The sequence below is a fragment of the Syntrophomonas erecta subsp. sporosyntropha genome, assembly GCF_055395365.1.
The window spans coordinates 596,830-609,773 of the sequence record NZ_AP042459.1 but is presented as its reverse complement, the minus strand read 5'-3'; the positions used below and the strand labels follow the sequence as shown (position 1 = coordinate 609,773).

Below are 12,944 nucleotides of genomic sequence, written 5' to 3'. Positions count from 1 at the left end.
AACAAACCATCCATAAATAGAGAAATCCCGATGCTTCCGTTACGGGGGGTGCTGGTTTTTCCATATACAGTTATTCATCTGGATGTAGGTCGTAAAAAATCCATAAATGCTATTGAAGAAGCTATGCTGAACTCTAAAGAAATATTTCTGGCCACCCAAAAAGAAGCACAAACGGATGAGCCTGAGCAGGATGATATATACCGGATGGGAACTGTAGCTGAGATCCGGCAAATTTTAAAAATGCCTGGGGGAACCATGCGGGTATTAGTCGAAGGTTTACACCGGGCTAGGGTAGAGGAATACCAGTCTTTTGATCCATATATAATGGTTAATGTAACCGAATATCGGGAAGAGGAATGGGGAAAAAATGCTGAAATAGAGGCTTTAATGCGTACTTTAGTGTCGCAGTTTGAACAATATGTACGTATGAGCAAAAAAATACCGCCGGAAACCGTGGTGTCTGTAGTAGCTATCGAGGAGCCGGGAAGACTTGCCGATGTAATAGCTTCCCATCTTAGTTTGCGCATTCAGGAAAAACAACAGATCCTGGAAGCCCTGGAGGTGCGCCAGCGTCTTAACACTTTGTGTGAAATTTTAGCCAAAGAGATGGAAGTCCTGGAATTAGAAAGAAAGATTAATATCCGGGTGCGTAAGCAGATGGAAAAAACCCAAAAGGAGTACTACCTGCGTGAGCAGATGAAGGCTATTCAGAAAGAATTAGGAGATAAGGATGAAAGGGCTGCTGAAGTTGAGGAATTAAAAGAGCGTATCCTAAAGTCTAAATTACCCCAGGAAGCCCACGAAAAAGCTTTTAAGGAATTGGAACGCCTGGAAAAGATGCCGCCTATGGTAGCTGAGGCGGTCGTAGTGCGAAATTATCTGGATTGGCTCTTGTCATTACCATGGTCAGTAGAAACTAGGGATCGTTTGGATCTTAAAATGGCAGAACAGATTCTGGAAGAGGATCATTATGGCCTGGAAAAACCTAAGGAAAGAATTTTAGAATACCTGGCTATTCGTAAATTAGCTAAGAAAATGAAAGGGCCTATATTATGCCTGGTAGGACCACCGGGAGTGGGCAAAACTTCTTTGGGAAAATCTGTGGCTCGTTCTTTAAATCGTAAATTTGTACGTATGTCTCTGGGTGGAATTAGAGACGAAGCAGAAATACGTGGGCACCGACGTACTTATGTAGGTTCTATGCCGGGCCGAGTGTTACAAGGAATGAAGCAAGCCGGTTCTCGAAATCCGGTATTTCTGCTAGATGAAATAGATAAGATGACTATGGATTTTAGAGGAGATCCAGCCTCAGCTCTTTTAGAGGTTCTAGATCCGGAACAGAATTCTACTTTTAGTGATCATTATCTGGAAACAGCTTTTGATCTTTCCAAAGTGATGTTTATTACAACTGCTAATTCGACTTACAATATACCTAAACCACTACTGGACCGCATGGAAGTTATTGAAATCAGTGGTTATACTGAAGAGGATAAAGTACACATTGCTATAGATTATTTAATTCCCAAGCAGGTTAAAGAACATGGACTAAAAGAACATCACATAAGTTTATCTGAGGGTGCTATACGCAAGATTATACGTGAGTATACCCGGGAGGCTGGGGTTCGCAATCTGGAACGGCAAATTGCATCTGTATGTAGAAAAGTGGCCCGCCAGGTAGTAGACGATCCTAAAACCTATGTTAACGTCACAGCTAGCAATGTAACTAAATTCCTGGGACCAGAGAAATATCGATATGGGATAGCTGAAAAAGAAAATCAGGTAGGAGTAGCTACTGGTCTGGCTTGGACTGAAAGTGGCGGGGATATTCTCAGTATAGAGGTAGCTCTATTAAAAGGAAAAGGGCATTTAACTTTAACTGGTAAGCTGGGTGAAGTTATGAAAGAATCGGCTCAGACCGCCCTTACCTTTGTTCGCTCCAAAGCTGATGAGCTAGGAATTGATGAAGAGGTAAGACAAAACTATGATGTTCATTTGCATGTTCCGGAAGGTGCCATACCTAAAGATGGACCATCGGCAGGGATTACCATTGCTACTGCTTTAGCTTCAGCTATGTCAAACCGATCTGTTCGTAGTGATATTGCTATGACCGGAGAAGTTACCTTGCGGGGCCGGGTATTACCTATTGGTGGGTTAAAAGAAAAAGTTTTGGCGGCCCACCGGGCCGGCATATACCGGGTAATTTTACCGGCTGATAATGCTAAAGATTTGTCGGAAATACCTGCTAATGTAAAAAGAAAAATGAGTTTTATTACGGTTTCTCATATGGATGAGGTATTAAAAGAAACCTTAACTACAACTGAATGACATTTTACAGGCGGAGTAATCCGCCTAGTTTTTTAGTTTATCTATTAATGTTGATAGGTGAGGATCATGCTTAAAATAAAACAAGCAGAATTTATAGGTGTTTATGTGGATCTAAAGCTTCTCCCGGGGGATAATAAGCCCGAGATAGCTGTGGTTGGCCGCTCTAATGTAGGCAAATCATCTTTTATTAATCGTCTGGCTAACCAGAGAAATCTGGCCAAATCAAGTTCAACTCCAGGTAAGACCCGTACTATAAATTATTACCAGATAAATCAAGAGTGGTATATGGTAGATCTGCCCGGGTATGGATTTGCAAAGGTATCCCGGGCAGAACAAAGGCGTTGGGGTCAGCTTATTGAAAACTACTTATCTCAAAGGAAACAGCTTAAAGGAGTTATTTTATTAGTTGATATCCGTCATTCACCTAGTCAGGGTGATATGATGATGATGGATTGGTTGATTCATTATCAGATTCCGGTTCTTATCGTAGCTAATAAGGCGGATAAGATTTCCCGTGGAGCCCGGCCTAAGTACCTGACGGTAATACGTAAGGCTTTTAACCTAGCCGCTTCAGAATCTCCGATTGCATTTTCTGCAGTTAAAGGAGATGGAATGGATGAGATTTTAGAGCAGCTGCAGGAAATTCTTAGTCTATAAGTGTGGATTGTATCCGCCCATACATATAGTCTATTAATTCGTATTCTTCTTCAGTTTCCACTTGATTACGAAATGAAAATAACATTTCCAATAAGTGTTGGCGCCCTGGTTGGTCTTTTATTATTTCAGACGGGGTTTTTCCTTCTAATTCAGGATGAGGAGTTTCCAGCCATATTTCAGTTTGCTGGTCTTTAAGTATAGTGAACCATAAATGATTATATTCTACAGGTGGGGGACTGTTAACTACTGTACTGCTAAGGATTTGAAACTGACAATCAGGTATCACTTCCAATATGGTTTCCTTTAGTTTTTTAACATCTTCAAGAATATCAGCCGCTGTAAAAATAAATCCTGGAGTAATAGCAATTCTAACATACCCTAAGGTCCCTTTTTGCGGTTTAAACCAAAACCATTCTCCTGTTTGATGTACCAGGGTATAATCAGGAGACTGTTTAAGATGGGTTTGTATTAAGTCGGTTTGGGAAGTAGAAATTGCGGCCATCTGAATATCCCGCAGGTTGAAAAAAACCTTTTTATGGGCGTGGTCAAAAAGACCGTAAAGTAGTTCGCTACGGTTTTTAAGCAGGTCGGCTAAGGGCAGGTCATTTACACTTAGAACGTATTCCAAGTGTTTTTTAATAAATTTTTCCTGGTTTAGGTTGTCTTCAGTATAAATGATCATACCGGAAAAAATATGGCCTTCGGGAATCTGGGCGAGCCTTCCCAATAAAAGTATAGGAAAATCGGTATGGATTTCCCAGGGAGCTTTTAATAACACCTGAAAAGATTCTTTTTTAAAAATATCCCAAAGGTCTAGATAGGTATCCTGGTTGCCGATTACCTGAAAAACTGATAAATGAGAAGTTATCATTTGTTGCATAGTTTCCCGCAATGGTTCTACCATATAGGAGCCATTTTCCGTTAGATAAATTTCTGCCATAGTTTTTCCCTGGTAATTGCGCCAGTCCCACCATAACCAATCAGAGAAAAGAGCTTCATGTTCCGGGGGTAAAGTATGGTTAACTGTAAAACGTAAAAATTGATCTACAGCGGCGTGGCGAACTTGTTTAATCTGGGCATGGAAATGCTGGTCCAATTTTAGCTTAAGTGTAGTGAGATACTGGTTATGACGTTCAAAAGGATTGGTGGATAGGGGCTGGTTTTCGCTAATTACTCCACAGCATCGTTTATATTTTTTACCACTCCCACAGGGGCAGGGATCATTTCTCCCTATTTTATAAGTCATATCTGCATCCTCCCTACTTTTTTGTAACTTATCCCCTAAAAATATCATACCTGTTAACCTTCGAAAAGTCTTGTTAAACCAGTTTAGCTTGCAGGTTAGAAAACTTGTATTAGCTTGGGAAATAGGTACAATATTGATGGGTAGACTGTCAATATGGCATGATAAACTCATGAATTCCCTGCCTTTAAAGGCAGGGAATTTCTTTGCAACTATTATCAAGATTAAGTATTGGATGCCGGCCAGGAAAAGAAAGTTTCTGTAAGGGTACGGCAGAAAAAACATAACTGTCTAAATATTTGCTTAAAGGGGAAAAATTTTAAGAAATGGTTATGGTAAATTTATTTTAAAATTCCAGTAACCAGTAGGGGCGTTCAAGTTAGAATTACCTCATTATCAGTCTTTTTGTATTTAACTTGCACTGCCCCAAAGGGATTAAGTACAATTTATATTATGATCTAAATAATGGTGGTAGGCTTTTATAAATAATGGGGCTATCCCTTTATAGTAATAAGCCAAGCGGGCAGGTCTAAAATAGTTGGCTTAATTAGTTTGGGTTTTATAACTTTAGACGTGCTTCCAACTGCTCCTGACGAATTCGATCCGAACGGTAGGAGAGAAGAATAAGATTAAGTTTTATGATATACGATGAGGAGGTTCATAATATGTCGTCCGCAAGTCAATTGCCCAGTGTTTATGAACCGGGCAGTGTTGAAAGTAAGTGGTATGATTACTGGAAAGAAAATAATTATTTTGCTCCTGATGAAGATCGTTCCCGTAAACCTTTCTCTATTGTAATGCCACCTCCTAATGTAACGGGTTCATTACATTTAGGACATGCTTTGGATAATACCCTGCAGGATATTTTGGTGAGATGGCGCAGAATGCAGGGTTATAATACTTTGTGGCTGCCTGGTACGGATCATGCAGGTATTGCCACTCAAGCCAAGGTGGAAGAGTCATTAGTTCGAGAGGGTAAGACCAGATATGATCTGGGTAGGGAAAAATTTTTAGAGCGGGTATGGGAATGGAAGGGGCTTTATGGTAATCGTATTACTAATCAATTAAGCCTGATTGGATCTTCCTGTGATTGGAGCCGGGAACGATTTACCATGGATGAGGGATGCTCCCATGCGGTAAGAAAGGTTTTTGTTGATTTATATAAAAAAGGCTTAATATACCAGGGAGATTATATTATTAATTGGTGCCCTAAATGTAATACAGCTATTTCGGATATAGAGGTGGATCACGAAGATAGTGATGGTCACATCTGGTATATTAAATATCCGGTAGACGGTTCTGATGAATACCTGGTTGTGGCTACTACCAGGCCGGAGACTATGTTAGGCGATACTGGGGTGGCAGTTCACCCTGAGGATGAAAGATACCAGCACCTGATAGGGAAACAGGTGGTACTGCCTCTGGTGGGCCGGAAAATACCAGTATTTGCAGATGATTATGTTGATCGAGAGTTTGGGACTGGGGCAGTTAAGGTTACTCCGGCCCATGACCCGAATGATTTTGAAATGGGTGTACGTCACAATCTGGAGCGGATAGTGGTCATGAATAATCAGGCGGCCATGAATGAAAATGCTGGGCCTTATGCTGGTATGGAGCGTCAAGAATGCCGCCGGCAGGTGATAAAGGATTTAGAAAAGCAGGGATGTTTGCTTAAGGTGGAAGATCATAGCCATGCAGTAGGACACTGCCAGCGTTGCGATACTATAATTGAACCCATGATCTCTAAACAGTGGTTTGTAAAAATGAAGCCACTGGCAAAACCGGCTATCGAAGCAGTTGTAGATGGTAGGATACGCTTTGTTCCCGAGAGGTTTACCCGCATTTACCTTAACTGGATGGAGAATATCCGGGACTGGTGTATATCACGGCAGTTATGGTGGGGACACCGGATTCCGGTATGGTATTGTGATGATTGTGGTGAGGTTATATGCAGTACAACCGATCCTGACCAATGTCAGAAGTGCCAATCTGCTAACTTAAGACAGGATGAAGATGTCCTGGATACCTGGTTTAGCAGTGCCTTGTGGCCTTTTTCTACCCTGGGATGGCCGGATAAAACTAATGATTTGGAATATTTTTATCCAACTAGTGTATTAGTAACAGGTAGAGATATTATATTCTTCTGGGTAGCCCGTATGATTTTTTCCGGTTTGGAAAGCACCCAGCAGATTCCTTTCTATGATGTGAATATTCATGGACTTATTTTAGATGGTCAGGGGCGTAAGATGAGTAAATCCCTGGGCAATGGAATCGATCCCATTGAGGTTATTGAAAAGTATGGAGCGGATACTTTACGGTTTTCACTTATTACAGGTGTTACTCCCGGCAATGATATACGCTTCCATTGGGATAAAGTAGAAAATACCCGTAACTTTGCTAATAAGATCTGGAATGCATCCCGTTTTGTGCTGATGAATATGGAAGGGTACCAGCCAATTAATCTGGAGGAAAAAGACCTTAACCTGGCAGACCGCTGGATATTATCGCGACTGGCTGATAGGGTTAATGAAATTACTGGTCAACTAGAAAACTATGATCTGGGAGAAGCGGCTAAAAACCTGTATGAGTTTATATGGGATGAATTTTGTGATTGGTATATTGAGCTGGCCAAACCACGTTTGCAATCTAGCGAACAGGAAAGACTAGTTGTACAAAACGTTTTAAGGGATACTTTGGTAGAAATTTTAAGGCTTTTACATCCTTTTATGCCTTTTCTTACCGAAGAGATTTATCATTATCTGCCCGGACATAGTAATACCATTATGCTTGATCCCTGGCCGCAACCGGGTAAAGCATGGCCGGAAGCGGTTGCTGCTATGCAGCAGATTATGCAGGTCATAAGAGCGATTCGTAATATACGGGCTGAGTTTAACATTGCTCCTGGGGCTAAAATCACGGCTATTCTTCAGGTAGGTGCAGAAAACCATCTGGCTATGTTAGAAAACAATAAAGAATTTATTGAAAACCTGGCTGGAGTAAAGGATTTACAAATAGTCAAGCAATTAAATCAGAAACCGGCTCAAGCAGGTTCAGCTCTTACCGGAGTGGCAGAGATTTATGTACCCCTGGAGGGGATTATTGATGTTGATAAGGAAATAGCCCGTCTGGAAAAGGAACTGAAGAATGCGGCTATGGACCTGGAAAAAGCCCAGGGTAAGCTTAATAATAACAACTTCCTGAGCCGTGCTCCCAAGGAAGTTATTGATAAAGAGAAAGCTAAGGCGGATGAAGCCCTGGCTAAGAAGGAGGGCATTTTACAACGGTTAGAAATTTTGAGGGGCTGATTAAGGAGCGAATGTCCCGATTAAGTGTTTTTGGAAGTAAACCAGGATTAGAAAGAATATCTATACTACTGGAAGCACTAGGCAATCCTCATGAAGACCTGCGGTGCGTGCATATTGCAGGTACTAATGGCAAGGGATCAACTTCCTTAATGATTGCCAGTGTGCTTTCTCAGGCCGGCTACCGCGTGGGGCGATTTATATCGCCCCATGTTCACTCTTATTTTGAGAGATTTACTATCAATAATGAAGAAATTGACGGTGAACAGTTTCTCCATTACCTTGATCATCTAGATGCAGTAGCCCAAAACTTGACTAAACAAGGAATAGAACATCCTACTGAATTTGAGATATTAACTGCCCTGGCCTTTTTATTCTTCCGGGATAATGATGTTGACCTGGCCATAATAGAGACCGGGTTAGGTGGATTGTATGATTCAACCAATGTGGTTCATCCCCTGGTATCAGTAATTACTAGTGTTGATTATGATCATACTAATGTTTTAGGATCTACCCTGGAGGAGATAGCTTTTAATAAAGCTGGCATAATAAAACCAGGGGCTCCGGTAGTGGTAGGGCAGATTCCGGAAGAGGCTTATCGGGTAGTATTAGAACAAGCCCGGCAAAAAGGGGTTTCAGTCTTTGACGATGCAAAAATAGAGATAAATCGCTATGGCTCTCCTGGTCCCTATGGACAGAAGGTAAATATTCGCATGCCCGGCCACAGTTTGACAGGTATAGAGCTGTCTTTGCTGGGAGATTATCAGCTTGATAACCTGGCAGTGGCTATGGGAGCACTTACAATTCTTGCCTCAGAAGGATTTGCATTCAGTGATCGGGATACAGAATTAGCCCTTAATGATTTACATATCAAGGGGCGTACTGAGATTATAAATTGGCATCCCTTAAGCGTGCTGGATGTTGCTCATAACCCACATGCTGCTCGCGCTTTGGCCCAGTCATTAGGAAATCTTTTTCCTGGCCGCGGTAAGGTTTTAGTTTGCGGTATAGTTGATGACAAAGATGCCTATCATACTCTTGAACCTCTGGGTAGCGGAACCCACGTCTGTATAGTCACCCGACCTCAGGGAAGCCGGGGGAGCGCATGGCAACGGGTAACTAAAACGTGGCGACAGCTTTTTCCTGATATTCAGGTATACGAAGAGGAAGATATTCAGGCAGCAGTGGCTAAAGGGATAAGCCTCCTAAATGGAGATGATTACCTGTTAGTTACGGGATCTTTCTATGTACTTGACCAGGCCAGACGCTACTTTACCGGGGCTTAAGCGATTCTTAACACATTCTTAACACAGGGACAAACTGTATATTTGCTATAATGGGTCTAGGATGGAAAGGTATGATTTCAAGGAGGTATAGGGTTGGTTTTCCGATTAAAGCCACGTGACGAAAAATTTTTCCATTATTTTAACCAGCTATCTGAAGCTATTTGCGAAGCAACGGCTATACTGAAAGGCTTTTTTGAAAACCCTATTGATCCAGCTAGAAACCTTGATATGATAAACGAGGTAGAAGAGCGTGGTGATAAAACATTAGCCGAAGTCATGAATCAAATTAACAGTTCTTTTATAACTCCTTTTGATCGCGAGGATATTCTATTACTAACCCGGGAGCTTAATAACGTTTTGGATCATATTCAGGGAACTATGGAAAAGGTAGTAATCTATAAAGCTGAACCACCCCGGTATGTTTATGTATTAAAACTTGTCCATGTATTAGAAGCGGCTGCTTCTGAGATAAAAATAGCTGTGGATAGTTTACCTCACGTACGTTCCCAGCACCGGGAGATCATAGACTCCTGTGAAAGAATACGCTCTTTTGAACACGAAGGAGACTATCTATACCGGGCCGGAATTGCTCTTCTTTTTGAAAATACTGACAATGTAGTAGAGATTATAAAGTGGAAGGAAATTTATGAACATCTGGAAACCACTTTAGATTATTGCGAAAATGTCAGTAATATACTTAAGGGAGTAGCTGTAAAATATGTTTAGTATATGGTTAGTCGTCTTAGTTATCTTTTTTGCCTTAGCCTTTGACTATATTAATGGCTTTCATGATACGGCCAATGCCATAGCCACATCAGTATCGACTAAAGCACTCGCCCCTCGTACTGCTATTATGATAGCAGCTAGCCTTAATTTCTTGGGAGCCTTAAGCGGCACCGCGGTAGCAGCTACTATCGGAAAAAGCATAGTAGCCCCAAATCTAGTAACCCCCCTGGTACTTATAACTGCATTAATTGGAGCTATTTTTTGGAATCTGTTTACCTGGTATTTTGGTATCCCCAGCAGTTCTTCTCATGCTTTAATTGGTGGCCTGACCGGCTCGGTTATTGCTGGTTTTGGATTTAATCAGGTGAACTGGTCGGGCTTTATTAAAATCTTTTCCGGCCTGATCATTTCTCCGGTACTCGGTATGGTAGCCGGGAGTCTAGTGATGACCCTGCTTTTTTGGATATTTAAAGAAGCATCTCCGGCCCGTACTAATAATAGTTTCCGTAAATTACAGGTTATTACTGCCTGTATGGCTTCTTTTGCCCACGGTTCTAATGACGCCCAAAAATCCATGGGAATAATTACTATGGTTTTGCTCAGTGGAGGATTAATTTCTACCTTTCAGGTTCCTCTATGGGTTAAAATAGCCTGTGCCAGTGCTATGGCAGCAGGAACGGCCATAGGAGGGTGGAAAATTATCCGTACTATGGGAGGAAAAATATTCCGCATAGAACCTATTAATGGATTTGCGGCAGATTTTACTGCGGCTACAGTAATTTATACAGGCACTTTACTAGGGGCACCAGTAAGTACTACTCATGTAGTTTCTTCAGCCATTATGGGGGTAGGAGCCGCTAAACGATTTAAGGGGGTCCGTTGGAATATAGCCCGGCAAAGTATTGTTGCCTGGTTTATTACTATACCATTTTCCGGTATGGTTTCATTATTTATTTACAAATTGGTATATTTTTTTATATAATAAGACATGCTCTTTCTTTGGCTCAAGAAAGAGCTTTTTTGTAAATTGTTAGCGAATTATTTCACAAGAGTGGTACAATAGAGTTAGCACTCAAATTTTGTGAAAAAGGAGTGGGGAGCTTGAAGGTCTATAAGATTCCAGAAGCTACCGTTATGCGGCTCTCTGTTTACTCCCGATACTTGCACCAGTTGCTTGAGGATGGCATTGATACAATATCATCAGGCGAGATTGCTCGAGGAGTAGGAGTAAGTTCAGCTCAGGTCCGAAAAGATTTGGCTTATTTTGGAGAGTTTGGTACCCGCGGGGTCGGCTACAAGGTTGAAGAATTATATGGGCATCTTATGAAAATCCTTGGTTTGGACCATCGTTGGAATATAATTCTTGTTGGGGCCGGTAAACTGGGATCAGCCCTGGCCCTGTACCGGGGATTTGCCGATCGTGGTTTTAATATATGCACTATTTTAGATGTAGATAAAGATCGGATCGGCAGCCGACTGGGTGACATAGAAATAGAATCAATTGAACTTATAAAAGAAAAGGTAAGAAAGTATAAAATTTCGATTGGAGTAGTAGCAGTACCTGCCCCAGCAGCTCAGGATGTAACCGATCAGCTGATCAGTGCCGGGGTTAAAGCTATTCTTAATTTTTCTCCGCGGGTATTGCAGGTTCCCAATGATGTAGTGTTGAGAAATGTGGATCTTTCAGTTCATCTGGAAGTTCTCAGTTTTAATCTTGCCTTAGATAAATAATTATGCTGCTTAAGAAGCTCTCTTGAGGGGAGCTTCTTTCATTTTTACCCAGCTTGTTTTTACATTATAGTAATGCTACACTTTTATACAAAGTTTGCTGGGAGGTGGTTAGGTGAAAGGGAAAAGAGGTGCCTACCCTAACTGGCAAACCTTTTTATTGCTTTTAATCCTGGGAGGTATTGTCGGGGGTTGGATCGGGGACGCTATGATTAAAATCTGGCCTGTGCTGGCTACTTGGGGAAGGGTGCATAGCATTGGCATTCCTTCTTTTACCCTGGATTTAAAGGTATTTACTTTATCTTTTGGCTTTATGCTGCGTATTAATTTGTTTACTATCATAGGTTTTGTAGCTGCTTATTTTATTTATAAAAGGATTTAATGGTGGGATAACCCAATGAAAGAATTTATTTTAGCCTCGCAATCGCCCAGAAGAAAGGCGTTACTGCATACATTAGGTTTGGATTTCCGTTGTATTCCTGCCCGGATAAATGAAGACATTCGACCAGATGAATCACCCCTGGACGCAGTGAGAAAGATTGCCCTGCGAAAAGCCAGGTGTGTAGCTGGAAATGTGGATTCTGGGCTGATTTTATCGGCTGACACCATTGTAGTTTGTGATGGTAATATTCTTGGGAAACCCTGTAATAGGGAAGATGCCGCCTTAAAACTGAAAATGTTAAGTGGGCGTGATCATGAGGTTATTACAGCAGTATGTTTAATGGATGCCAAAAGTAAAAATTATGAGCTGGAAAATGAAATTACTCGTGTTTTTTTTCGTAAAATAACAGATGAAGAGATAAAAGCCTATATAGCTACCGGGGAACCAATGGACAAAGCGGGAGCATATGGCATACAGGGGTTAGGAGCAATATTCATAAAAAGAATTGAAGGTTGTTATTTTAATGTAGTCGGTTTACCATTGACGCGCTTGTATCTTATGCTCCAGCAGTGGGGAATTAATCTGCTGGAGGGGTATGTAAATGAGCCAATATTATATGGGAATAAAGGATCTTCCCGAGGACATGCGTCCCCGGGAGAAGTTGCTCCTTAAAGGAGAGGTATTTCTAAATGATGACGAATTGCTGGCGATAATTTTGGGCCAGGGTATGGCAGGTCTTAATGCTCTGGATATGGCCAGCAGTATGCTGGCTAGGTATGGAAGCCTGCGTTCTCTCAAAGAGGCTAGTATTGAAGAACTTACTAAAGAACCCGGAATCGGAACGGCTAAAGCTGTATCCATTAAAGCGGCTATCGAGCTGGGCAGGCGCATATCTATAAATACCCAGCGCAGAATAAGTGTAAGGTCACCGGAAGATGTAAAGAGCCTGGTTATGGAGGATATGCGTTATTATGATCGGGAGCACTTTCGGGTTCTATACCTGGATCGCAAAGGTGGGCTTATTACCATAGAAGATATCTCAGTAGGTGGTTTACACAGCTCCATTGTGCATCCCCGGGAAGTATTCAAGCCAGCTGTTAAACGAAGTGCTGCCTCCCTTATTTTAGTTCATAATCATCCTAGTGGTGATCCGGCACCTAGCCAGGAGGATATAGAGGTGACCCGACGTCTGATGGAGGCTGGGCATATTTTAGGTATGGAGGTTCTGGACCATGTCATCATAGGGGAAGGAACCTATTGCAGTTTAAAAAGTAGAAATCTTATCTAATTCTTAG

At 41.6% G+C, this 12,944-nt stretch carries 11 protein-coding genes; 10 read left to right on the top strand and 1 reads right to left on the bottom strand.

The features are described 5' to 3' along the window. Positions 1-30 precede the first annotated feature (30 nt). Together lon and yihA are read left to right on the top strand one after the other, a co-directional pair. A complete protein-coding gene (lon, locus tag ACZ5Q0_RS02785) occupies positions 31-2,325 on the top strand; it encodes an endopeptidase La (RefSeq protein ID WP_464827281.1) in 2,295 nt (764 codons plus the stop codon). A 66-nt stretch (positions 2,326-2,391) separates the two neighbouring features. Next, on the top strand, positions 2,392-2,982 hold the full coding sequence (yihA, locus tag ACZ5Q0_RS02780; protein WP_446819519.1) for a ribosome biogenesis GTP-binding protein YihA/YsxC: 591 nt from the start codon (positions 2,392-2,394) through the stop codon (positions 2,980-2,982). Here yihA and ACZ5Q0_RS02775 read toward each other — a convergent pair. Next, positions 2,972-4,228 carry an SEC-C metal-binding domain-containing protein gene (locus ACZ5Q0_RS02775; protein WP_446819520.1) on the bottom strand — a complete coding sequence of 419 codons (1,257 nt, stop codon included), beginning with the start codon at positions 4,226-4,228 and terminating at the stop codon, positions 2,972-2,974. The genes yihA and ACZ5Q0_RS02775 overlap by 11 nt on opposite strands. A 662-nt stretch (positions 4,229-4,890) precedes the next feature. Here ACZ5Q0_RS02775 and ACZ5Q0_RS02770 point away from each other — a divergent pair. The 8 genes from ACZ5Q0_RS02770 (at position 4,891) to radC (ending at position 12,937) form a co-directional block, all read left to right on the top strand. Further along, positions 4,891-7,530 carry a valine--tRNA ligase gene (locus ACZ5Q0_RS02770; RefSeq protein WP_447182686.1) on the top strand — a complete coding sequence of 880 codons (2,640 nt, stop codon included), beginning with the start codon at positions 4,891-4,893 and terminating at the stop codon, positions 7,528-7,530. Between the two features lie 11 nt (positions 7,531-7,541). Further along, a complete protein-coding gene (locus tag ACZ5Q0_RS02765) occupies positions 7,542-8,813 on the top strand; it encodes a bifunctional folylpolyglutamate synthase/dihydrofolate synthase (RefSeq protein WP_446819523.1) in 1,272 nt (423 codons plus the stop codon). A gap of 93 nt (positions 8,814-8,906) precedes the next feature. Further along, positions 8,907-9,539: a DUF47 domain-containing protein gene (locus tag ACZ5Q0_RS02760; protein ID WP_446819525.1), complete on the top strand. Its 633-nt coding sequence runs from the start codon at positions 8,907-8,909 to the stop codon at positions 9,537-9,539. Further along, positions 9,532-10,521, top strand: coding sequence for an inorganic phosphate transporter (locus ACZ5Q0_RS02755; protein WP_447182685.1), 990 nt, complete (start codon positions 9,532-9,534; stop codon positions 10,519-10,521). The genes ACZ5Q0_RS02760 and ACZ5Q0_RS02755 overlap by 8 nt, the downstream gene beginning before the upstream one ends. Positions 10,522-10,640: 119 nt before the next feature. Further along, the gene (locus tag ACZ5Q0_RS02750) at positions 10,641-11,270 is read left to right on the top strand and encodes a redox-sensing transcriptional repressor Rex (protein ID WP_446819529.1); all 630 of its coding nucleotides are present in this window, start codon (positions 10,641-10,643) and stop codon (positions 11,268-11,270) included. A 112-nt stretch (positions 11,271-11,382) separates the two neighbouring features. Continuing rightward, positions 11,383-11,649 (top strand): DUF4321 domain-containing protein, encoded by a 267-nt coding sequence (locus ACZ5Q0_RS02745; protein WP_446819530.1) that lies wholly within the window; start codon positions 11,383-11,385, stop codon positions 11,647-11,649. A 15-nt stretch (positions 11,650-11,664) separates the two neighbouring features. Continuing rightward, positions 11,665-12,321 (top strand): Maf family protein, encoded by a 657-nt coding sequence (locus tag ACZ5Q0_RS02740; protein WP_446819532.1) that lies wholly within the window; start codon positions 11,665-11,667, stop codon positions 12,319-12,321. Next, complete coding sequence (gene radC, locus ACZ5Q0_RS02735) at positions 12,251-12,937, top strand: RadC family protein (RefSeq protein ID WP_446819534.1); 687 nt, start codon at positions 12,251-12,253, stop codon at positions 12,935-12,937. Before ACZ5Q0_RS02740 ends, radC begins: the two co-directional genes overlap by 71 nt. Positions 12,938-12,944: the final 7 nt, after the last annotated feature.